Consider the following 21,665-nt stretch of genomic DNA (forward strand, 5'->3'; position numbering starts at 1 on the left):
CTCCGCGCCATGCCGATGCCCGTCGAAACCCTGCATGCCTATCTGACGGAGGCGTTTCCCGACGCCGAGATCGTGATCGACGATCTCGCGGGCGACGGCGATCACTACAAGGCCCGCATCGTCTCGACCGCCTTCGCCGGCCTGCCGCGCGTGAAACAGCACCAGCTCGTCTATGCGGCGCTCAAGGGCCATATGGGCGGCGAACTGCACGCCCTCGCACTCGAAACCTCCGCTCCTCCCACGACAGGCTGATCGCATGCGCTATCGCCCCTTCGGCGCGTCGGGCGCCGCCATCTCGACCCTGACGCTGAGCCTCGGCGTCGAGAACCTGGCCCGTGGTGTCGCGGCCGCCAACGACCTGATCTATTCGGCGCTGGAGGCGGGCATCAACTCCTACCGGCTGGAGACGGCCGATCCGGTCCTCGCCGAGGTGGTCGGCCAGGCCCTGGCCAATGTCGATCGCAAGCTTCTGAACGTCAGCCTCGAACTGGGCGCCGGCGACGGGCGCAAGGGCTCGCAGCGCGACTTCTCCGCCGCGGGCATGACCGGCGCCATCGACCGCTGCCTGCATGTGTCCGGTCTCGGCTGGATCGACGTGGCCCTGCTGGAAGAGCCCGGCGAGGACGAACTGCCCCAGAGCTCGCTCAACGCCCTGAAGGCCCTGCGCGCGACCGAACGGGTCCGTTACCTCGGCGTCTCGGGCTCGGGCGAGGTGATGGACGCCTATGTGTCGACGGGCGCCTTCGACGTGCTGGGCACCCCCTTCCACGTCAATGTCGACTGGAAGATCCGCTCCCGCGTCCGCGCCGCGCGCGAGAAGGACATGGCGATCCTGGCCTATGACTATTTCCCGGCCGAGCTCGACACCGAGAAGAAGGCCGCGACCCTGCATCAGCCGAAGAAGGGATTCTTCGGATTCGGCGGATCGAAGCCGAAGAACGCGCCCCTGGCCGACGCCGGCACCTTCGCCTTCCTGCACCGCACCTCCTACTGGACCGCCGAAGAGATCTGTCTGGCCCACGCCATGACCGATCCGGCCATTTCCAGCGTCCTGATCACCGCCCGGGACGCAGAGCGCCTGAACGCCCTCGCCAGCGTACCCGAGCGCGATATGCCGCCCGGCCTCGCCGCCCAGATCGAGATGGCCCGGGTCGCAGCGTAGGTTTGCGGCGCGGGTCGCGGCCGGGACACGCAGGCTTGAGGCTCGCCTCCCTTGACCGGCTCCCCCGCCGTCCCTAGCTGACGCCTGCAACGAAAGGCGTCTCCCCGTGTCCGACCAAGCTCTCGATACCGCTGCCGATCCGGTCCACGCCTTCATCGCCCGGACCGTGGCTGATCATGACGTCGTCCTGTTCATGAAGGGCACGCCGGACAGCCCGCGCTGCGGCTTCTCGTCCCTCGCCGTCCAGATCCTCGACCATGTCGGTGCGCCCTTCGTCGGCGTCGACGTGCTGCAGGATGACGGTCTGCGTGACGGCATCAAGACCTTCACCGACTGGCCGACCATCCCTCAGCTGTATGTGAAGGGCGAGTTCGTCGGCGGGTCGGACATCGTGCGCGAGATGTTCCAGGCTGGCGAACTGACCGCCCTGATGGTCGAAAAAGGCGTGCCCCTCGGGCAGGAATAGTCGGGGGCCTGACGGTTGGCCCGCCAGACCCTGACGCCGCGCGAGGACCGCGAGGTCTTCGAGGTTCCGCTGGATATCCAGCCCGGGCACATCGACGACAACGGCCACGTCAACAATGTCGTCTACGTCGGCTGGCTTCAGGAGGCCGGCACGGCTCACTGGAACGCCCGCTTCGACGAGCCGACGCGCGCCAGATGGTCCTGGGTCGCCCTGCGTCACGAGATCGATTACCTGCGCGCCCTGATGCCCGACGACACGGCCGTAGCCCGCACCTGGGTCGGGGACCCGCAGGGTCCGCGCTTCGCCCGCTATGTCCGCATCGAGGACGGAGAGGGCCGGTTGTGTGCGCAGGGGGTTTCGGAATGGTGTCTTGTCGACGCCGTCACGATGCGGCCGACGCGGATCCCGGCGGACATGCTGCCGACGTTTGAGCGCCGCTGACGGACCAGTAACGGTCGCCCGGGGCTTTACCTTGAACGCCCTGTCGCGATCTCGAAGAGCGGTGCTATTTATTCGCCGATAACGCAGCGCGCATGGTAGAGATACTTCTATTCTGGGGCGCTTTTAGAAAATCCGTTCCCCGGTTTCTCCGCAAAACTCGGCTGGGGACGGCTTTCGATCCGTGAGCCTCCAGATCACCTGAAGGGTCAGCCATGGCTGCCCACCCGCCTCTGCATCCCGATGGTCCCCTGAGCCTGGCGCTTGCTGTGGTGGAGTCCTCAGCTGCGCCTTTGCTGCTTCTGGACCAGTCGCTGAAGGTTATCGCCGCGAGCAGTTCTTTCGGACGCGTATTCGATGTCGATCCGGATCGGGTCGTCGGCCGGTTTCTGGGCGAGATCGGCACCGGCGAATGGAACAGGCCCCAGCTGCGCGTTCTGCTGGATGCGACCGCTGCGGGCGACGCCAGCATCGACGCCTATGAAATGGACATGAAGGGGCCGCGCCAGGGCGTGCGCAAGCTGGTCATCAACGCCCAGCGACTGGTCCTCGCCGACGATCAACCCGTCAGGCTGCTGTTGACGGTTCAGGACGTGACGGTCGCCCGCGAAGGTGAAAAGCAGAAGGACGACCTGCTCCGCGAAAAGGCCATCCTGCTGCAGGAGTTGCAGCACCGTGTCGCCAACAGCCTGCAGATCATCGCCAGCGTCATTCTTCAGAGCGCCCGGAAGACGAACTCCGACGAAACCCGTGGGCATTTGAAGAATGCGCACAGCCGCGTCATGTCGGTCGCCGCCCTGCAGCAGCAATTGGCGACGTCGCGTCTCGGCGAGGTCGAGCTGGCCCCCTATTTCACCCGGCTGTGCAAGAGCATCGGCGCGTCGATGATCCACGATCCCACGCGGGTGTCGCTGCGGGTCGAGGCGGACGACAGTTCAACCACGGCCGATGTCTCGGTCAGCCTGGGTCTGATCGTGACGGAACTGGTGATCAATGCCCTGAAGCACGCCTTTCCCGGCGGTCGCTCGGGCAAGATCGTCGTGGGGTACAGCAGTCACGCGCGGAACTGGACCCTCACGGTCCGGGACGACGGCGTGGGCATGCCCAAGGATGCGGCGAGTGCGACGCCGGGTCTGGGCACGAGCATCGTTGAAGCCCTGGCGAAACAGCTTCATGCGCGCATCCAGGTGGAAAGCCCGGGCAACGGCGTCGTCATCTCGGTGATTCACAGCCAGCTCGCTGCGGTCGAGACCCCCTCGCTGGCGGAGAGCGGGACCGCCTAGGTCGTCGGTATGGTCGAGGGCAGCTGGTAGGGGTTGTTGACGGACACGCGCGAGCCGGGGATCAGACCCAGTTCCTCGAACGACCAGATGACCTCGACGCCGTCGGCCATCGGGGTCTTGCAGTCATCCTGTTCGATCCGGCGCAGGGTGATGGTCGAGGCGGCACCCACGTGATCCACGATCGGCCGCAGGTCCGACTTGTCGGTACAACCGTTGGAGCTGACCCAGAAGACGGCCAGGTCGCGGGTGATGGCGGCGGCGTGGATCGGCTCGATCTGGCCCGGCATGGCGGCCGTCTGCACCGGCGTCTCCCGCTGGAGCCATGCGCAGCCGGACGTCACCAGCGCGGCTGACGCGATCAGTGCGAATGTGCGGATGGGCGCCATGTCCCGGGTCCTTGAACAGCCTTGAGCACCACCATCCCCCAATTCGGCCGTTTTCGCACCTGAATTTCGCGGATCCGGCGAGCCGGTCACCCCGGCAGGTCGAGCCGATGCAACTCGACACCGATGCCGAACACAGCCACCCCGGCCCCGTTCGGGACGACCCGCACCTTGTTGACCGCCAGGCCCATGGCGACCGGGGCCCAGGTCGCTCCGCCGTCCCGGGTCTCGAACCCGTTCGGAACCGCACCGATCCAGCCGCGGTTCTCGTCCACGAAGCCGATGCCGAATTCGCGAACCGCCGCATTGTCGATCAGGGGCAGTTCCGACCAGGTCAGGCCGCCGTCGGTGGTCTTGGCGAAGACCCGCTGCGATACGGTCGTATCCGGATTGTAGCTCTGCACCGTCACATAGCCGGTGCTCTCGGTGGGGAAGGCCATCTTCCATGTGAGTTCGAACGGCCGTGAGCCTTCATAGACCCGGGCCCAGGTCCGGCCGCCGTCGCCGGTCCGCAGGATCACCGCGCGGGACTGTTCGACATTGGTGTCGGACGCGCCGCAGATGAAGCCGATCCGTTCGTCGACGAAATGCACGTCGAGGATCATCGCCGTCAGGGCCGACAGGTCCTCCGAGGTCCAGGTCTCGCCGCCGTCGCGCGAGGTGGCCAGCAGGGCCGGGCCGCCGACCCGACCGCCCGCGCGGATGGTGACCCGGTGACCCAGAACGCCGGCGTTGATGAAGGACGCCTTGTGCACGTCGATGGCGCAGATGCCGGTCACGGCCGGGCCGTCGATCGTCACGGCCTCCCACGAGGCGCCGCCGTCCCGCGTGCGATAGAGCGGCGTCGCATCCGTCACGCCGGGGAAATAGTCCGGTCCGATATTGCCGAGGAAGCCCAGGTCGGTGTCGACGAAGCCGAGCGCCCGCACGAAGGTGCCGGGCCGGTCCAGGATCTGGGTCCAGCTCCGGCCGCCGTCGGTCGTCTTGAACAGCTTGCCCGCGCCGTTGCCGTACCAGCCGGTCAGGGCGTCGACGAAGACCACGTCGTCCTGCTTGCCGCGATAGGGCTCGGTCGGCAGCTTGATCCACGCGGGCTCGAGCGCCTGCGCCCAGCTCAATCCCGGCAACGCCCCCATGGCCACGCCTGCGGCCAGCACCTGTCTGCGATCCATCCTGCCTCTCCCCGTGCAAGCGATATGGAAAGCGTGCTTTACGTCTGGCGGCAAGTGAACAGTCTGTAATCCGCGCACGAAAAAGGCCCCGGATCGCTCCGGGGCCTTGCAAGTTCCGATCGGGTTGCGATCAGGACGAGTAGTATTCGACGACCAGGTTCGGTTCCATCTTCACCGCGAACGGCACGTCGGCCAGTTCGGGGAAGCGGACGAAGCGGACCGAGAAACCACGGTCGCCCAGTTCCAGGTAGTCGGGGATGTCGCGCTCGCCGGACTGCTGGGCTTCGAGCACCAGAGCCATGTTGCGGGACTTTTCCTTGACCTCGACGACGTCGCCGACGCGCAGGCGGTAGGAGGCGATGTTCACCTTCTTGCCGTTGACGGTGACGTGGCCGTGGTTGACGAACTGACGGGCGGCCCAGGGGGTCGGCACGAACTTGGCGCGATAGACCGTGGCGTCCAGACGGGCTTCCAGCAGGCCGATCAGGATTTCGGAGGTGTTGCCCTTGCGGCGGGCGGCCTCGTCATAGGTCTTGCGGAACTGCTTCTCGGTCAGGTTGGCGTAGTAGCCCTTGAGCTTCTGCTTGGCCTTCAGCTGCAGGCCGAAGTCGGAAACCTTGGACTTGCGGCGCTGGCCGTGCTGGCCGGGACCGTAGGAACGCTTGTTGACCGGCGATTTGGCGCGGCCCCACAGGTTCTCACCCATGGCCCGATCGATTTTATACTTGGCGCTATGGCGCTTCGACATTCTGTTCTCTTTTTAATGATGCGGCCCGGCCCCTCCGCGAATGGAGGGACGATCTCAACGGCGGTCCACGCATCGTCCGTAGTGAATTCGCGCCGCCGACAGGAGCCGGTGACGTGAAGGCGGGGCTTATGCGTGCCCCACCTGAAGGAGTCAAGGCTGGGCGGGGACTTCCGGGATCCAGACGAAGCCGTCGGCCTGACGCCGGAAGGTGCCGAGGCCGGGGAAGGGGAAGTGGACGCCATAGGTGCGAAGCGACTGGGTCGCCCCGCGTCCGAGCAGGGCCAGCCGGGTCGCCACGGCGGCGTCGGAGTCGAAGTCCCAGGCATTGACGAACTCCGGCCGCTCGACCGAGATGATCGCGCTGTGCAGGGCATCGCCGAAATACAGCAGCCGGTCCTCGCCGGAGACGATCTCATAGCCGGTGTGGCCGGGCGTATGGCCCTGCAGGGCGACGGCCGTGATCGAGGGAGTCACCTCGGCGCCGGGCTCGAAGGTCTCGACCTTCGGCGTGATGACAGGGATCAGGGCGGCCTGTTCGGCGTCGGCCTGAAGCGCGGTCCATTCCGCGGCGCTCATGCGGATCGTGGCGTTGGGGAATGCGAGGGCGCCGTTCTGCACCAGACCGCCGACGTGGTCGCCGTGGCCGTGGGAGATCAGGATGTCGGTCACCTGGGCCGGCTGGACCCCGGCCGCCGCCAGCGAGGCCGGCAGCCTGTTCTGCGTGCCCATGCCGCCACCCGCGCCGGTGTCGATCAGAACGACCTTGTCGTCGCCCCGGATCAGCAAGGGCTGGATCGACAGATGGATCTTTGCGTCGCCCGTGGGGCGCAGCACCTCGGCGACCCCGGCGTTGTCCGCCCAGGGGCTCTGGCCCGTGACGTTGTCGAGTGTCAGTTCGCCATCCTTCAGCGCCACGGCCTGAAGCGTGCCGATGGTGAAGGGATAGACATCGGTGCTTGCGACCGGCTGTGCCGCAGGCGCGGCCGGAGTTGCGGCCTTTTCTGCGGGCTTCTGGCATCCGGCGACGATCAGGCCGGACAGCATCAGGGCGGCGGCGAGCTTGAACTGGGCGGTCATGGAATCCCTCGGGAGAACGTTCGGCTCAGCTCAGATAGGTCGGCGTGATGGAAGCGCCAGACGGCGAACCGTGAAGCTTTTTCACGATCCGCCGACTGTTGCAGAAGCGCCAGATCAGGCCGTGGCGGCCGCGAACAGGGCGTTGGCCTTGTTCCAGTTCACCACGGTCCAGAAGGCCTTCAGGTATTCGGGACGGCGGTTCTGGTATTTCAGGTAGTAGGCGTGTTCCCAGACGTCGGCGCCCAGGACGACCGCGCCCTTCTGTTCGGCGACGTCCATCAGGGGATTGTCCTGGTTCGGGGTCGAGGTGACCTTCAACTTGCCGTCCTGGATGATCAGCCAGGCCCAGCCCGAACCGAACTGGCCCGCGCCGGCGGCGTTGAAGTCATCCTTGAACTTGTCGAGCCCGCCCAGGTCGCGATCGATCGCGGCGGCCAGTTCGGCCGAGGGTTCGCCGCCCTGACCGACGGGGGCCAGAAGTTCCCAGAACAGGGCGTGGTTCCAGTGACCGCCGCCGTTGTTGCGGACGGCCTTGGGCGCGGTCGAGATCGAGGCGAACAGCTCTTCCAGCGACTTGCCCTGAAGGGCGACGTCGGCGTCGACGGCCTTGTTCAGATTGTCGACATAGGCCTGGTGGTGCTTGTCGTGGTGGAAGGTCATCGTCTCGGAGTCGATGGCGGGCTCCAGCGCGTCATAGGCGTAGGGCAGGGGCGGCAGGGTGAAGGCCATGGGGAGGCTCCTTGTGGGCGATGAAGGCGTAACGCGCATGTAGGGCTCCCGGCGCGGGAGCCAAAGGCGTCAGGCGCGGCATTTCGCTAAAATTCGGTCGCGCCGGTCCGCCGGCGATCGGGTCAGGCCTGACCCGGGGCACCGGGCAGGTTCGCCTTCAGACAGTCCCGCACCGCCCGTTTCAGGCTGCCCGGCGCATTGAGGAAGTCGACGCCGTCGGCCTCCAGCACCACCTTCACCGCCGCGTCGAGACCCGACGGCAGGGCGGCGATCACCTTCTTCTGACCCTTGTCGTGCAGGCAGTGACCCAGTTCGTTGCACAGGGCGGCGAACAGGTCGTCGTAGGCGGCGTCGGTCATCGCTTCAGTCTTTCCGCATGGAAGGCGACATGGTCGGCGATAAAACTGGCCATGAAGAAATAGGAGTGGTCGTAGCCGGGCTGCATCCGCAGGGTGATCGCCTGGCCGGTCGCCTCTCCGGCCGCGATCAGCTGTTCGGGCTTGAGCTGTTCGATCAGGAAGGTATCGGCGTCACCCTGGTCGATCAGGATGTCATCGAAATGGCCGCGGGCCGCGCCGGCCTCGATCAGCAGGGCGGCGTCATGGTTCGCCCACCCGGTGCGGTCTTCGCCCAGATAGGCGGTGAAGGCCTTCTCGCCCCAGGCGCAGCGCGTCGGCGAGGCGATCGGCGCGAAGGCCGAGACCGATCGGAACAGCGCCGGGTGACGCAGGGCCAGGGTCAGGGCCCCGTGCCCGCCCATCGAATGGCCGCTGATCGAACGGGTCCTGGTCGTCGGGAATTCCGCATCGATCAGCGCGATCAGTTCGTCGACGACATAGGTCTCCATGCGGAAATGCGGCACCCACGGCGCCTGTGTCGCATCGACGTAGAAGCCCGCGCCCTGGCCCAGATCATAGGCCGGGTCGTCGGCGACCGCCTCGCCCTTCAGATCGGGGCCGCGCGGCGAGGTGTCGGGCGCGACGATGATCACGCCGTGCTCCGCCGCCGCCCCGTAGGCCCCGGCCTTGGTGGTGAAATTGTCCTCGGTGCAGGTCAGGCCAGACAGCCAGATCAGCACCGGGAACGGACCCTCGCCCGGCGGGACGTAGACCGACAGGGTCATAGGCGTGCCGGTCGAGACGCTGTCGTGCTTCAGATAGCGCAGGGTGCCGCCGTGGACGGCATGGGTCTTGGTGGTGTGCAGGGTCACGAAGCGCCTTCCGGGAGGTTCAGCAGTTGAACATCGATGCCCTCGATCTGGAGCAGTTTCCGCGCCAGCTTGCCGTCTGCGGTGATGAGGGGCATGGCGCGCCGGCGCGCCAGCACGGCGTAGAGACAATCGGTCATCGAGTGGTTGAGATCACAGGCCATGGCGAAGGCCTCGGCCAGCAGATCGCCATGGTCGATTGCATCGACCAATGACGCGAGGACAGCCAGATTGTCCCGCGCGGCCGAAGGCTCCAGGTCGCCGCGCACCACATAGCGACGAAACGTGTTGGCGGCCTCGACCAGCATCAGGTCCGGCGCGACGACCACACCATAGGCCCGCCGCGCATCGATCGCGGCTTCAGTCAGCGGATCGTCGATGAACCATTTGACGACCACACTGGCGTCGAAGACGGCGCTCACCGATCACGGTCTTCGCGGATCAGGGCCGTGGAATCGAGGGGTGATCCACGGGTCTGTTCGCGCGATCGGCGTGACACCGCCTCAAAGCGCGCTTCGAGTTCTGTGGCTTCACGCGCCGCCATGTCTCTGAACTTTTGTTCCAGAGACACCTTCTCCGCCTTCGCCATCACCTTGAGGCGAGCGACGAGGCTGTCATCGAGGTCGCGAACGAGAACCTGGGCCATAGCCGATGATAGCATGGGGCTAGCATCGGCTTCAACCCGTCAGCCCACGCGATGCAGGGCGCAGATCTTGTTGCCCGACGGATCGCGCAGATAGGCCAGGTTCAGGGTGCCGAACGCGCCGACGCGCTCACCGGGCGGGTCCTCGATCGACGTGCCGCCCGCGGCGACCCCGGCGTCGTGGAAGGCCTTCACCGCGTCCGCGTCCCGGGCGGCGAAGCCGATGGTGCCGCCGTTGGCATGACAGGCGGGCTCGCCGTCGATCGGCTTGCCGATGGCGAAGGCGCCCCGTTCCGTGCGCCACCAGTAGCGACCCTTCGGATCCGGTCCGCTCGACGCCGGAATGCCGAGCGCGCCGAGCGCCGCATCATAGAATTTCCGCGACGCCTCGATGTCGTTCGCGCCGACGGTCATGTGGGTGAACATGGAGTCCCTCTCTCAGCTACGGACAGTTTTTTTAAACAACTATCTTGCCGAAGCAAGCGCTAGAACACCACCACCGAACGGATGCTCTCGCCCGCATGCATGAGGTCGAAAGCCTCGTTGATGCGCTCGAGCGGCAGCGTATGCGTGATCATCGGGTCGATCTCGATCTTGCCGTCCATGTACCATTCGACGATCTGCGGCGTATCGGTGCGGCCGCGCGCGCCGCCGAAGGCCGAACCGCGCCAGACGCGGCCGGTGACCAGCTGGAAGGGACGGGTGGAGATTTCCTTGCCGGCCTCGGCCACGCCGATGACGATGCTTTCGCCCCAGCCGCGATGGCAGGCCTCGAGCGCCTGACGCATGACCACCGTGTTGCCCGTGCAGTCGAAGGTGTAGTCGGCCCCGCCGCCGGTCAGCTCGACCAGATGGGCGACGACGTCGGAGACGTTTTTCGGGTTCACGAAATGGGTCATGCCGAAGCGACGGCCCCATTCTTCCTTGGTGTCGTTGATGTCCACGCCGATGATCATGTCGGCACCGACCATCTTCAGGCCCTGGATGACGTTCAGCCCGATGCCGCCCAGGCCGAAGACCACGGCGTTGGCGCCCGGCTCGACCTTGGCTGTGTTGACCACCGCGCCCACGCCCGTCGTCACGCCGCAACCGATGTAGCAGGCCTTGTCGAAGGGGGCGTCCTTGCGGATCTTCGCCACCGCGATCTCGGGCAGGACCGTGTAGTTCGAGAAGGTCGAACAGCCCATATAGTGGGCGATGGCCTGACCCTTGTAGCTGAAGCGCGAGGTGCCGTCGGGCATGACGCCCTTGCCCTGGGTGCCGCGGATGGCGGTGCAGAGGTTGGTCTTGCGGCTCAGGCACGACTTACACTGGCGGCATTCCGGCGTGTACAGCGGGATGACGTGATCACCGACGGCCAGGGAGGTCACACCGGGCCCGACCTCGACCACCACGCCCGCGCCCTCGTGGCCCAGGATCGAGGGGAAGATGCCCTCCGAGTCCAGCCCGTCCAGCGTATAGGCGTCGGTGTGGCAGATGCCCGTGGCCTTGATCTCGATCAGGACCTCGCCGGCGCGCGGACCCTCCAGATCGACCTCGACGATCTCGAGCGGACGTTTGGCCTCGAAGGCGACGGCGGCGCGGGTTTTCATGTGGAATCTCCAAGTGAGTCACGGGGTTTTAGGCCGTTCCGCTGGTGGTATGGAACCGTCAGGCTCTCAAAAATGCATGGAGGGCGTCGGAGCACTCGTTCATGAACAACGAAGAAATTGCCTTGGCGCGGAACGACGAAGAGCACCCCATTCCTCCGGCGTTGCGCGACACGTTCAGGCTTGTTGTCGAAGCCTTTGCTGCTGGCGATTTCACGCTTCGGGAACGCCCTGTCAAAGGCGTCGCGAATGTCGACCCAGGCACAGCAAAGTTCATCGAGCAAACCTTGGCGACCTGTGGTGACGCTCTGATGCCGCTCAACGAAGCGGTCTGGGAACGCTCATGCTATCGTTGGATGGACGGCTATTGGTCGATGCTTGTGGACCTTTCGACCCGTCGTCAGATTGTCAGCGACATGACGCTTCACGCGGATATGCAGGAGGCAACGCGCATCATGCATATCCGATCCGTCCACATACCATGACCCATCGCAACCTCGTCGTCCTGACCGGCGCCGGCGTCTCGGCCGAGAGCGGCGTGCCGACCTTCCGGGGCGCGGACGGCCTGTGGGAGGGACACCGGTTCGAGGATGTGGCGACGCCCGAGGCCTTCGCGCGCGATCCGGAGCTGGTCCAGCGGTTCTACAATCTGCGTCGCGCCGCTCTCACGAACGTCCAGCCGAACGCCGCCCACCGCGCCCTGGCCGACCTCGCCGCACGGTGGGAGGGCGACTTCCTTCTGGTGACCCAGAATGTCGACGACCTGCACGACCGGGCCCTGGCGGAGGTGATGCCGGGACTGGGGTTCGAGCTGATCCATATGCATGGCGAACTGCTCAAGGGACGCTGCACCCGGTCCGGCCTGGTCAGTGACTGGACCGGCGACATGGCCGTGGACGAGCCCTCGCCCGATCACCCGGAAGGGCGGATGCGGCCGCACATCGTCTGGTTCGGCGAGATGCCCCTGCACATGGACCGGATCGAACGGGCGCTGTCGGGTTGCGACCTGTTCGTCTCCATCGGCACCTCGGGCGCGGTCTATCCGGCGGCGGGGTTCGTGGATCTGGCGCGCAGGGCCGGGGCGCGGACGGTGGAGATCAACCTCGAGCCCAGCCTCGGGGCCGGGCTGTTCGGCGAGGGCGTCTATGGCCCGGCGACGGAGACGGTTCCGGAGTTCTTCGGGGGGCTCTGACCTTAACCTTCGTCATCCCCCCGTCTCTGCTGCGCTTCGCCGGAAGATGACGAACACAAGGAGAGCCTGGGCGCCGCTAACTCTTCTTCGCCTGCTCTTTCGCCAACCGCTCCAGCACCCGGCCCCGGCCCTTCGACAGCGCCGTGATCACGCCCCGGAAGGTGGCGACTTCCTGGGCGGTGAAGCCGCTGCGGCCCAGCATGACGCGCAGGTTCTGGCTCATGGAGCGGAACTTCTCCGGCGGATGGAAGAAGCCGGCGGCGTCGAGCTCGCGCTCCAGATGCTCGTACATGCCGAGCTGAAGTTCGCCGGACGCCGGTGCCTCGCCCTCGCGGAAGTTGGGCGGCGGGGCGTCGAGCACCAGGGTGCGCCACTCATAGGCGGTGATCGCCACGGCCTGGGCCAGGTTCAGGCTCTGGTGGCGGGGGTCGATGGGGATGGTGACGATGCCCTGGCACAGGGCGATGTCGGTGGTCTCCAGCCCGGCCCGCTCGCTGCCGAACAGCAGGCCGACGCCCAGACCGGAGGCGGCGTCATCGTACAGGACGCGGGAGGCCTCGCGCGGCGTCCGCACCGGCTGGCGGGTCTCGCGCGGGCGGGCGGTGGTGGCGAAGACGGTGGTCAGGTCGGCGACGGCGGCGGCTACGCTGTCGAACACCTGGACACCTTCCAGCACCCAGTCAGCCCCGGACGCCAGGGGCCAGGCCCGGTCCAGGGGCCAGCCGTCGCGCGGGCTGACCAGACGCAGTCTTTCGAGCCCGAAATTCGCCATCACCCGCGCCACCGCGCCGATGTTCTCGGCCATCTGGGACCGGTCGAGGATGATGACGGGAGGCGTGAGTTCACTCACAGCGGAGTCGGCCCCTTGCCTGTGACCGCTCTAACCGCATCCAGCCAATCCGACATCATCGCGGGATCGGATGAGAATCCGTCCTGAAGCAATGGCAAACCACTCAGCAAGTTCGCCAGATCGTCGGAACTTCTCTCGCCGCGCTCCCAATAGGCTTCAAGAAAATTGACCATGCAGAGGTAGGCCTCACGGACCGAAAGCTCTGGCGTAGCAAGGGTGTCAGCCATCAGTCCTCGCCGATCATGGCCAGCCAGGGGTCGGCCGTGCCGGCCTCGACCTCGGCCACCTTGACGGCTGGCCAGCCGATCGACTGGGTTCCGGCGTCGCGCCAGGCCAGGGTGATCAGGTCGCGGAGCTCGGCCGCGCCCGCCGCGATCCGGGCCGTGGCGAACTCGGCGCCCGGCGTCAGCGCGGCACCCTCCGCATCCGCAGCGAAGGTGCCGGTCTTCTCCAGTCGATAGAAGGGAATGACCTGGGCCAGGGTCGCGTTCAGATAGGTCGCCGTCCGGGCGCGCAGGTCGAAGCCGTCCAGGTTCGGGGCCGGCATGACCGCCTCGACCGCATCCAGACGCAGGGTGCGACGGATGAAGGCACCCTCGAACGCGCCGTGGGTGCTGCGCGCGTTGGTGAAGCCTTCCGGGTTCGGATAGTCGCCCCAGCCGTTGTAGTGGATCGACATATGGTGAGGCTGGGAGCCGTCGCCGACGTAGTGGGACAGATAGCCGATGTCGCGCAGGATCAGGGCCTCGCGGCGCAGACGGTCCTCGCGGTACCAGGCGCGCTTGCCGGGATCGAGCTCGCGGGCCTCGGCCGCGTTCAGCACCCGCCATGTAGCGAAGTCGCGGGCCAGCTGCTGGTAGCCGTCCATGATGGCGTAGGGCAGGTAGCCGGCGTCATTGACCTCGATGCCCGCCGCCAGAAGCAGGGCGTCGTATTCGCTCTTCAGCTGCGGCAGTTCGGACAGGGTCGGGCCCGAGGCGTTCATGACATGGCCGTTGTCGTCCAGGTCGACGAAGTGGGCCGTGTCGCGCTCGCGGTCGTGCGGCTGGCCGGCGCCCTTGGTGCGGTCTGGCTCGCGCGAGAGTTCGCCGATCTCGGCCACGGCGCCCGGCTCGCGCAGGAAGGCCGGCAGCTCGTCGGACAGGCCGCGCATGGCGGCGACGCCGATGATGCGGTGGCCGGTCGCGCCCCAGGCATCGACACGGGTGGCGGTGGCCAGGCCGCCGGCTCCGACGATCAGGGCGGCGACGGCGACGAGCGCCAGACGTTTGGGGGAAGGGCGCTTCATGGCGGAGCTCCGGCTGAGGTCCGCACCGCCTAGATCGGGGCGGGCGCCGCGTCCAGCGACAACTGCCCCACATCCGGCTTGACCGTTTCGGGGTCGGACCCCTACGCCTGTGGTCCTGTTCTGTCGGAGCCCGCCATGAAGCGCCTGTCCCTCGCCGCCGTCTCCCTGATCGCCCTGCTCGCCGCGCCTGCAGTCGCGCAGCAGGCGCCGGTCATCGAGCAGAACTCCGTCGCCGCACACATCGGCTTCCTGGCCGGCGAAGAGCTGCAGGGGCGGGGCAGCGCCACGCGCGACGAAGCCATCGCCGCCGCCTATGTCACCGCCCAGTTCCGCCTCGCCGGCCTGACGCCCGTTCCCGGGATGACCGGCTACGTCCAGCGCGCCCCGGTGGTGAAGACCACGCCGTCAGGCGCCGCGACCGTGACCCTCGGCGCGACCACCCTGACCCAGGGCGCCGATTTCGCCATCCTGACGGGCGGGCTCAACGCGGCGTCTGGCGCCGTGACGGTGGCGACCGATCCGGCCGCCCTGCCGTCGGGCAGCGAGACCCTGATGATCGCGCCCGCCGAGGGCCCCGGCGTACGCGCCGTGTTCGGCGCCGCCATGCGCAGCGGCGCGAAACTGATCCTGTTGCGCCGGACGGAAGCCCTGGCTGCAGCCACCGGCGACAACGGCTCGCGCGACCCGGTCATCCGCCTGGCCGACGCCACGCCGCGCGTCGGACCGGTCGTCCTGGTCGTCGCGCCCGAGGCTTACGACCGTCTGGCGGCCGCCGGGGGTACCGCGGCCTTCGATCCCGGTCAGTCCGAGGTGGAACAGGGCTTCACCTCCAACGCCATTGGCTGGCTGCAGGGGACAGATCCCTCGGCCGGCGTCCTGATGATCTCGGCCCACCTCGACCATATCGGAGTCCGTTCGGACGGGGTGGTCATGCCCGGCGCCAATGACGACGCCTCGGGCACGGTGGCGGTGATCGAACTGGCCAATGCCCTCGCGGCCTCCGGGCCGCACGAACGCAGCATCCTGTTCGTCGCCTATGGATCGGAGGAAGCCGGCCTGCTGGGTTCGCGCTATTTCGTCGCCAACCCGCCGATCCCCCTGACCGACATCGCCGCCAACCTCGAGATCGAGATGATCGGCGACCAGGATCCGCAGCTTCCGGCCGGGGTGATGATGATGACCGGCTTCGAGCGTTCGAACTTCGGCGCGGCCCTGAAGGAGCGCGGCGCCCTGATCGGTCCGGACCCCTATCCGGAACAGAATTTCTTCCAGCGTTCCGACAACTACGCCCTCGCGCTCCAGGGCATCGTCGCCCACACCATCTCCGGCTGGGCCACCATCCCGACCTATCACACGCCCGAGGACACGATCGAGAACCTCGACATCCCCTTCATGACCAACGCCATCCAGTCCCTGGTCCAGCCTTTGAAGGCCATGGCCGACGGCGACTTCACGCCGGAGTGGGCCGAGGGCGGACGTCCGCAGTAGCGACCGGCTTCTCTCAGATCAGGCTGACCGCCTGGTTCACCGCCAGGGCGACCAGCACGGTGTTGAACAGAAAGGCCGTGACGCTGTGGATCGTCGACAGCCGCCGGATGCCGCGGTCGGCGATCTGCACGTCGGCGGTCTGGGAAGCCACGCCGATGATCAGGGCGAAATGCAGGAAGTCCCAGTAGTCGGGCTGATCCTCGCCGGGGAACAGCAGGCCGCCGCGATCGCCCCCGGCTTCGGGCGCATAGAAGCGATGGGCGTAGTGCAGGCCGAACAGGACGTGGACGAACAGCCACGAGGCCGCGACGGTGCCGAGGGTCAGCAGGGCCTCGACGCCCTTGCCGATCGCGGTGGATCCCGAGGCGGCTTCCGAGATCACGACCGCCACGCTGGCGGCCGCAGCCAGAAGGCTCAACGGCAGGACGGCGACGCCGGCCTCGTCGAGTTCCGCCGCCCGGGCCCGGATGGCGTCGACCGACCGGGTCCGGGCCAGCTTCAGGAAGGTCAGGATCAGGAACAGGGCGACGCCCGCATCCCAGCCCGCCGCCAGCCGGACGGTCCAGCGCCATTCGGCCGGGGCGGCGAGGGCGATGACGACCGCAGCGGCCAGACCCGTCAGCAGCACGCCGTGCAGTCTTACCAGGCGGAGCGGCGGTTTTGCCTTGGGCGGGGCGGGCGGTTGGGCCATCAGGTTCCGGGCTGGATATAGGGGATGGCGGCGAACAGGCGGCGTTCGGCGCCGCGCGGATCGTCCTCCATTCGGGCCGGCTCGTCCATGATCATCGTCTGGCGCCGCGTGAGGTCATAGGGCGTCCAGGTCGGCAGGCCGGCGTGGTTCGGATCGCCGTCGCGGGCCAGGGCGACGAAGGCCCGCGAGAGGCGGTCAGCCATGGGCTGGGCTTCAGGGCCCTGGGCGCGGCTGCCGGTCGCCATGACGGTGTCGAGGGCCAGGGGGATGTCGTCGGTGTGCATGGCCCCGCGACGGCCGCCGTCGATCGGGGAGGTCCAGTCGAGCTGATAGACCCAGGCCGGGCTTCCGGCTGCGGCGCGGGCCTCGGCCTCGATCACCGCGCCGCGCCAGCTGCGGGCGGCCGTGGTGGCGGCGAAGAAGACGTCGGACGGGGAGTAGTCCGGATACATCCGCCGATAGGCGGCGATGACGGGTTCGGGCGCGACATCGATGCGGAATTCGCGGTTGGTCATCTTCCCGGGCAGGTCGTCCCAGGTCAGGGCGAAATTGGCCGGATCGTTGCCGAGGAAGGCGCGGGTCTCGTCGTGGGTGTTGCCGATGATCATCGGGATATGCGCCGACTGCGACGGGGCGTCGGGATAGAAGGGGTGGCGCATCAGGCTGCGGTTATCGAGCACCGGGCCCCAGTAGAGACCGCCGAAGCCGAGCACCGGGTCGGTCGCCTCTGAGGCCTTCAGCAGGGTCTCGACCGGCAGGGTCGCGGCCTCGGCCGCCCGCTCCTTCGGCAGGCCCAGGGCATCGAGCCAGGCCTCGGCCCGGCGGGTCGCGTTCCAGGGGCCGGAGGCGGTGACCTGCTGGCCGCTCATCGTGGCGGCGCGATGGAACAGGCCGGCGGCGGCCGGCGTCGCCATCATCGTCGCGATCTTGGCCCCGCCGCCGGACTGGCCGAAGACCATGATGCGGGAGGGATCGCCGCCGAAGGCTTCGATGTTGTCGCGCACCCATTCCAGGGCGAGGTGCAGGTCGAGTTGTCCGGCGTTGCCGCTGTCGAGGAAGGGTGCGCCGGCGATGCGGGCCAGGTAGGCATAGCCGAACAGGTTCAGCCGGTGGTTCACGGTCACCACGACCACGTCGTTGCGCCTCGCCAGCCTGGTCCCGTCATAGAGCGGGCTGGAGCCGGAGCCGTTCGAATAGGCGCCGCCGTGGATATAGACCATGACCGGCCGCCGCCCCCGATCGAGGCCGGGCGACCAGACATTGAGGAACAGGCAGTCCTCGGACTGGTTGGCTTCAGCCCCGCCCTGCGGGCTGGCCGGACCATAGGCGAAGGCGTCGGCGGGGGCGGTCCATGAGCTCGGACGGACGGGCTGCTGGAAGCGGCGCGGTCCGGTGTCGGCGCCGTAGCGCAGCCCCCGGAACACGGCGACGCCGCCGTCGGTCTGTCCGCGCACCGGGCCGTTGGTGGTGGCGACGACGGGATGGTCGCCGTGCGCCCATGCGAAGGACGGGACGGTCGTCAGGGCGAGGCCGCCGGCCAGCAGGTTGCGACGGTTCAGCAGAAGTCCGGAATCCAAGGCGCGTTCCCCATTTTTCGCCAGACTAGGCCCGAGGCTGCGTCGCTGTCACCGGTGTCATCCGCATCGGCCCTTGCAGCCCCGCTGGCGGTCGGCTCTAGTGCGATCACGCATTGTTACAGGCCGCCTCCCCAGCCGGTCTGCGCAGGAGATCCGCATGACCCATTCCGACCGCGCCGGCCTGTCCGTGGCCGCCGAACTGGCGCGCTTCATCGAAGACGATGTTCTGCCGGGGCTCGGTATGGGGGCAGACGATTTCTGGAGCGGGGTCGCCGGGGTGTTCACCCGGTTCACGCCGGAGAACCGAAAGCTTCTGGCGCGGCGAGACGATCTGCAGGCGCGGATCGACGCCTGGTATCGCGACCGCAAGGGTCAGCCGCACGATCCGGCGGGGACCGAGAGCTTCCTGCGCGACATCGGCTATCTGGTGGATGCGCCCGCGCCCTTCTCGGTGACGACAGAGAAGGTCGATGACGAGCTGGCGCGGCTGGCCGGGCCGCAGCTGGTGGTGCCGATCCTGAATGCGCGCTTCCTGCTGAACGCGGCCAATGCGCGCTGGGGCAGTCTGTACGACGCCCTCTATGGCACCGACGCGCTCGGCGAGCTGCCGCCCGGCGGCCCCTATGACGCTGCGCGTGGCGCCCGGGTGGTGTCGCGGGCCAGGGCCTTCCTCGACGAGGCGGTCCCGCTGGCGACCGGATCGTATTCACAGGTGACCGGCTGGTCGGTCGAGGCCGGGAAGCTGGTTCCCGGGCTGCAGGATCCGGGGCAGTTCGTCGGCTATCTCGGTGAGCCCTCGGCGCCGACCTCGATCCTGCTGGTCAACAACGGACTGCATATCGAACTGGTCATCGACCGGTCGAGCGCGATCGGGGCAAGCGATCCGGCGGGCCTGTCGGACGTGGTGCTGGAGAGCGCCCTGTCGACCATCTGCGACCTCGAGGATTCGGTCGCGGCGGTGGATGCCGAGGACAAGGTCGCGGCCTACCGCAACTGGCTGGGCCTCATGAAGGGCGACCTGTCGGCCAGTTTCCAGAAGGGCGGCCAGACCCTGCACCGGACGCTGGAGCCGGACCGGACCTTCACCGCGCCGGGAGGCGGAGTGGTGACCCTGAAGGGGCGGTCCCTGCTGTTCGTCAGGAACGTCGGCCATCTGATGACCAATCCGGCGATCCACCTGCCGGACGGGACCGAGGCGCCGGAAGGGATCCTCGACGCCATCGTGACGTCCCTGATCGCGATGTACGACCTTAAGGGTCTGGGCGGGTTCACGAACTCGGGCGCGGGCTCGGTCTATATCGTCAAGCCGAAGATGCACGGTCCGGACGAGGCGGCCTTCACCAACAAACTCTTCGATGCGGTCGAGGACCTGCTGGGTCTCGCGCGCCACACGATCAAGGTCGGGGTGATGGACGAGGAGCGCCGCACCTCGGCCAATCTGGCGGCCTGCATCCATGCCGTGAAGGACCGGATCGTCTTCATCAACACCGGCTTCCTCGACCGCACCGGCGACGAGATCCATACGGCGATGCAGGCCGGGCCGGTGGTGCGCAAGGCCGACATCAAGTCCTCAAAATGGATCGCCGCCTATGAGGCGCGCAATGTCGCCATCGGCCTGTCATGTGGCCTCTCGGGCCGGGCCCAGATCGGCAAGGGGATGTGGGCCGCGCCCGACCGGATGGCCGACATGCTGGAGCAGAAAATCGGTCATCCCCGGACCGGGGCGAACACGGCCTGGACGCCCTCGCCGACGGCGGCGACCCTGCACGCGCTCCACTATCACGCGGTCGATGTCTTCGCGGTCCAGAAGGATGTGGCGCAGCGCCCGACGCCGGGTCTGGAGGATCTGCTGACCCCGCCGCTTGCGAACGGCGCCAACTGGTCGGAACAGGAGGTCCGCGACGAGCTGGACAACAACGCCCAGGGCATCCTCGGCTATGTCGTGCGCTGGATCGACCAGGGCGTGGGATGTTCCAAGGTGCCCGACATCCACGACGTCGGCCTGATGGAGGACCGCGCGACCCTGCGGATCAGTTCGCAACACATCGCCAATTGGCTGCTGCACGGGGTCTGTACGGCGGCCCAGGTCGACGCCGCCTTCCTGCGGATGGCGGCCAAGGTCGACGGCCAGAATGCGGGCGACCCCCTGTACCGGCCGATGGCGACCGATCCGGACGGGTCGCTGGCCTATCAGGCGGCGCGGGCCCTGGTGTTCGAGGGGGTGGATCAGCCGAACGGCTATACGGAGCCGCTGCTGCATGCGTTCCGGCTGAAGGTGAAGGCGGGCTGATCCGGCCTTGTCCCCGCCGTGATCCGGGCGGAAGCTGAGCTTCCAGAGAGGAACACATGACCCGTGACCGATCCATCATCTGCGCTGTCGCAGGCGCGTTCCTCATGACCGCGTGCGCCGCGCCGGCATCCTCTTCGGAGCCGCAGAGCCAGGCTTCCGCCGTCGATCAGGTCGCGGGCCTCTGGTCCCTGCGCGGGCCGGGCGGGGCGCAGTGCAGCCTGTCTCTGGCCAATCTGGTGATCGACGGCGTCCGGCCGGTGCTTGCCGAAAACTGCGCCATTGCTGACGCGACCAAGGCCAGGAGCTGGCGCGCCACGGCGAACGGGTTCGAGATCCTGACCGCCGACGGCGCCGTACTGATGGCCTTCCGCCGTACCGGCGAGGACGCCTTCGAGGCGACCTCGGGCGGCTTCACCCTGAGCCGCGCGCCGCTTTCCTGACACGATCGTAACTTGCGGCCCTGATAGCGGCGTGACAAGGTCGCTTGACTGTCAGAGGGGCTGCTCATGCTTACGATCAAGAATCTCGTCCACGTTTACGCCAACGGGACGCGGGCGCTGGATGATGTGTCCCTGAACGTGCCCAACGGCATGTTCGGCCTGCTGGGGCCCAACGGCGCGGGCAAGTCGACCCTGATGCGGTCGATTGCGACGCTGCAGACCCCGACGTCCGGATCGATCGACTTCGACGGCATCGACGTGATCAAGGATCCGGAGAAGCTGCGTCGGACCCTCGGCTATCTGCCCCAGGACTTCGGCGTCTATCCGCGCGTGTCGGCCTGGGACATGCTGGATCACATGGCCGTGCTGAAGGGCATCGCCTCGGGCAGGGACCGCAAGCAGACTGTCGAGACCCTGCTGCAGCAGACCAATCTGTGGTCCGTGCGGAACAAGGCCATCGCCGGCTTCTCGGGCGGCATGCGCCAGCGGTTCGGCATCGCCCAGGCCCTGATCGGCAATCCGAAACTGATCATCGTCGACGAGCCCACCGCCGGTCTGGACCCCGAGGAGCGCAACCGCTTCCTGAATCTGCTGGCCGAGATCGCGGACAATGTCGTCATCATCCTGTCGACCCACATCGTCGAGGACGTGGCCGATCTGTGCCCGCGCATGGCCGTGCTGGCCGGCGGCAAGATCCAGCTGGAGGGCGCGCCTGCCCACCTCATGGACCAGCTGAACGGTCGGGTCTGGAAGAAGACCATCGACAAGGAGGCGCTGGAGGATCACCGCGCCAAACACGAAGTCATTTCCACGCGTCTGTTCGCCGGCAAGACTGTGATCCACGTCCTGTCCGACCGTCGTCCGGGCGAGGGCTTCGAGCCCGTGCCGGGCGGCCTCGAGGATGTTTATTTCTCTACGCTCAGCGCCTCGCGCAAGGTCGCGGCGTAAGATC

Annotated in this window: 27 protein-coding genes; 11 read left to right on the forward strand and 16 right to left on the reverse strand. The window is 67.4% G+C overall.

Going from position 1 to position 21,665, the window contains the following annotated elements:
• Window positions 1–9 precede the first annotated feature (9 nt).
• From Q0044_RS05850 to Q0044_RS05870, 5 genes are all read left to right on the forward strand, one after another.
• Window positions 10–252 carry a BolA family protein gene (locus Q0044_RS05850; protein WP_298160663.1) on the forward strand — a complete coding sequence of 81 codons (243 nt, stop codon included), beginning with the start codon at window positions 10–12 and terminating at the stop codon, window positions 250–252.
• 4 nt (window positions 253–256) lie between these two features.
• Entirely contained in the window at window positions 257–1,162 is a 906-nt protein-coding gene (locus tag Q0044_RS05855; RefSeq protein WP_298160665.1) for an aldo-keto reductase family protein, read from the forward strand.
• Window positions 1,163–1,268: 106 nt separating this feature from the next.
• Window positions 1,269–1,628: a Grx4 family monothiol glutaredoxin gene (gene grxD, locus Q0044_RS05860; RefSeq protein WP_298160666.1), complete on the forward strand. Its 360-nt coding sequence runs from the start codon at window positions 1,269–1,271 to the stop codon at window positions 1,626–1,628.
• Between the two features lie 15 nt (window positions 1,629–1,643).
• Complete coding sequence (locus Q0044_RS05865) at window positions 1,644–2,069, forward strand: acyl-CoA thioesterase (protein ID WP_298160668.1); 426 nt, start codon at window positions 1,644–1,646, stop codon at window positions 2,067–2,069.
• 212 nt (window positions 2,070–2,281) lie between these two features.
• A complete protein-coding gene (locus Q0044_RS05870) occupies window positions 2,282–3,349 on the forward strand; it encodes a sensor histidine kinase (protein ID WP_298160669.1) in 1,068 nt (355 codons plus the stop codon).
• Here the strand turns inward: Q0044_RS05870 and Q0044_RS05875 are convergent.
• The 11 genes from Q0044_RS05875 to Q0044_RS05925 form a co-directional block, all read right to left on the reverse strand.
• On the reverse strand, window positions 3,346–3,735 hold the full coding sequence (locus Q0044_RS05875) for a hypothetical protein (protein ID WP_298160671.1): 390 nt from the start codon (window positions 3,733–3,735) through the stop codon (window positions 3,346–3,348). The genes Q0044_RS05870 and Q0044_RS05875 overlap by 4 nt on opposite strands.
• An 86-nt stretch (window positions 3,736–3,821) precedes the next feature.
• Entirely contained in the window at window positions 3,822–4,904 is a 1,083-nt protein-coding gene (locus Q0044_RS05880) for a WD40/YVTN/BNR-like repeat-containing protein (RefSeq protein WP_298160673.1), read from the reverse strand.
• Between the two features lie 130 nt (window positions 4,905–5,034).
• Entirely contained in the window at window positions 5,035–5,652 is a 618-nt protein-coding gene (gene rpsD / locus Q0044_RS05885; protein ID WP_292152148.1) for a 30S ribosomal protein S4, read from the reverse strand.
• A gap of 150 nt (window positions 5,653–5,802) precedes the next feature.
• The gene (locus tag Q0044_RS05890; RefSeq protein WP_298160677.1) at window positions 5,803–6,729 is read right to left on the reverse strand and encodes an MBL fold metallo-hydrolase; all 927 of its coding nucleotides are present in this window, start codon (window positions 6,727–6,729) and stop codon (window positions 5,803–5,805) included.
• 114 nt (window positions 6,730–6,843) lie between these two features.
• Window positions 6,844–7,458, reverse strand: coding sequence for a superoxide dismutase (locus Q0044_RS05895; protein WP_298160679.1), 615 nt, complete (start codon window positions 7,456–7,458; stop codon window positions 6,844–6,846).
• A gap of 122 nt (window positions 7,459–7,580) precedes the next feature.
• Window positions 7,581–7,817, reverse strand: coding sequence for a hypothetical protein (locus tag Q0044_RS05900; protein ID WP_298160682.1), 237 nt, complete (start codon window positions 7,815–7,817; stop codon window positions 7,581–7,583).
• Entirely contained in the window at window positions 7,814–8,662 is an 849-nt protein-coding gene (gene fghA, locus Q0044_RS05905; RefSeq protein WP_298160864.1) for an S-formylglutathione hydrolase, read from the reverse strand. The genes Q0044_RS05900 and fghA overlap by 4 nt, the downstream gene beginning before the upstream one ends.
• A 2-nt stretch (window positions 8,663–8,664) precedes the next feature.
• Window positions 8,665–9,087, reverse strand: coding sequence for a type II toxin-antitoxin system VapC family toxin (locus Q0044_RS05910; RefSeq protein WP_298160684.1), 423 nt, complete (start codon window positions 9,085–9,087; stop codon window positions 8,665–8,667).
• Entirely contained in the window at window positions 9,084–9,311 is a 228-nt protein-coding gene (locus tag Q0044_RS05915; protein ID WP_298160686.1) for a FitA-like ribbon-helix-helix domain-containing protein, read from the reverse strand. Before Q0044_RS05915 ends, Q0044_RS05910 begins: the two co-directional genes overlap by 4 nt.
• Before the next feature lie 39 nt (window positions 9,312–9,350).
• Complete coding sequence (locus tag Q0044_RS05920; RefSeq protein WP_298160688.1) at window positions 9,351–9,734, reverse strand: VOC family protein; 384 nt, start codon at window positions 9,732–9,734, stop codon at window positions 9,351–9,353.
• Window positions 9,735–9,793: 59 nt separating this feature from the next.
• Entirely contained in the window at window positions 9,794–10,900 is a 1,107-nt protein-coding gene (locus Q0044_RS05925; RefSeq protein WP_298160690.1) for an S-(hydroxymethyl)glutathione dehydrogenase/class III alcohol dehydrogenase, read from the reverse strand.
• A 101-nt stretch (window positions 10,901–11,001) separates the two neighbouring features.
• Here Q0044_RS05925 and Q0044_RS05930 point away from each other — a divergent pair, with 101 nt between their 5' ends.
• On the forward strand, window positions 11,002–11,382 hold the full coding sequence (locus Q0044_RS05930) for a DUF7668 domain-containing protein (RefSeq protein ID WP_298160692.1): 381 nt from the start codon (window positions 11,002–11,004) through the stop codon (window positions 11,380–11,382).
• A complete protein-coding gene (locus tag Q0044_RS05935; protein ID WP_298160694.1) occupies window positions 11,379–12,089 on the forward strand; it encodes an NAD-dependent deacylase in 711 nt (236 codons plus the stop codon). Before Q0044_RS05930 ends, Q0044_RS05935 begins: the two co-directional genes overlap by 4 nt.
• 76 nt (window positions 12,090–12,165) lie before the next feature.
• Here the strand turns inward: Q0044_RS05935 and Q0044_RS05940 are convergent, their stop codons facing one another.
• From Q0044_RS05940 to Q0044_RS05950, 3 genes are read right to left on the reverse strand one after another with little or no spacing between them, the layout of a single operon-like run.
• Window positions 12,166–12,939 (reverse strand): RNA methyltransferase, encoded by a 774-nt coding sequence (locus Q0044_RS05940; protein WP_298160696.1) that lies wholly within the window; start codon window positions 12,937–12,939, stop codon window positions 12,166–12,168.
• Entirely contained in the window at window positions 12,936–13,166 is a 231-nt protein-coding gene (locus Q0044_RS05945; RefSeq protein ID WP_298160697.1) for a hypothetical protein, read from the reverse strand. The genes Q0044_RS05940 and Q0044_RS05945 overlap by 4 nt, the downstream gene beginning before the upstream one ends.
• The gene (locus tag Q0044_RS05950) at window positions 13,166–14,227 is read right to left on the reverse strand and encodes a phospholipase C/P1 nuclease family protein (RefSeq protein ID WP_298160698.1); all 1,062 of its coding nucleotides are present in this window, start codon (window positions 14,225–14,227) and stop codon (window positions 13,166–13,168) included. The genes Q0044_RS05945 and Q0044_RS05950 overlap by 1 nt, the downstream gene beginning before the upstream one ends.
• 135 nt (window positions 14,228–14,362) lie before the next feature.
• Here Q0044_RS05950 and Q0044_RS05955 point away from each other — a divergent pair, with 135 nt between their 5' ends.
• Window positions 14,363–15,715 carry a M28 family metallopeptidase gene (locus tag Q0044_RS05955; RefSeq protein WP_298160700.1) on the forward strand — a complete coding sequence of 451 codons (1,353 nt, stop codon included), beginning with the start codon at window positions 14,363–14,365 and terminating at the stop codon, window positions 15,713–15,715.
• A 13-nt stretch (window positions 15,716–15,728) separates the two neighbouring features.
• Here the strand turns inward: Q0044_RS05955 and Q0044_RS05960 are convergent, their stop codons facing one another.
• Both Q0044_RS05960 and Q0044_RS05965 read right to left on the reverse strand, forming a co-directional pair.
• Window positions 15,729–16,406 (reverse strand): DUF1345 domain-containing protein, encoded by a 678-nt coding sequence (locus Q0044_RS05960; protein WP_298160702.1) that lies wholly within the window; start codon window positions 16,404–16,406, stop codon window positions 15,729–15,731.
• Window positions 16,406–17,983 (reverse strand): carboxylesterase/lipase family protein, encoded by a 1,578-nt coding sequence (locus tag Q0044_RS05965; protein WP_298160704.1) that lies wholly within the window; start codon window positions 17,981–17,983, stop codon window positions 16,406–16,408. The genes Q0044_RS05960 and Q0044_RS05965 overlap by 1 nt, the downstream gene beginning before the upstream one ends.
• Before the next feature lie 157 nt (window positions 17,984–18,140).
• On the opposite strand from Q0044_RS05965, the gene Q0044_RS05970 reads away from it, so the two are divergent.
• The 3 genes from Q0044_RS05970 (at window position 18,141) to Q0044_RS05980 (ending at window position 21,661) form a co-directional block, all read left to right on the forward strand.
• Complete coding sequence (locus Q0044_RS05970; protein WP_298160706.1) at window positions 18,141–20,273, forward strand: malate synthase G; 2,133 nt, start codon at window positions 18,141–18,143, stop codon at window positions 20,271–20,273.
• A gap of 56 nt (window positions 20,274–20,329) precedes the next feature.
• Window positions 20,330–20,713 carry an AprI/Inh family metalloprotease inhibitor gene (locus Q0044_RS05975; protein ID WP_298160708.1) on the forward strand — a complete coding sequence of 128 codons (384 nt, stop codon included), beginning with the start codon at window positions 20,330–20,332 and terminating at the stop codon, window positions 20,711–20,713.
• A 66-nt stretch (window positions 20,714–20,779) separates the two neighbouring features.
• Window positions 20,780–21,661, forward strand: a complete 882-nt coding sequence (locus Q0044_RS05980; RefSeq protein ID WP_298160709.1) for an ABC transporter ATP-binding protein — start codon at window positions 20,780–20,782, stop codon at window positions 21,659–21,661.
• Window positions 21,662–21,665: the final 4 nt, after the last annotated feature.

Origin of the sequence: Brevundimonas sp. (genome assembly GCF_027484365.1) — a bacterium.
Lineage (GTDB): Bacteria > Pseudomonadota > Alphaproteobacteria > Caulobacterales > Caulobacteraceae > Brevundimonas.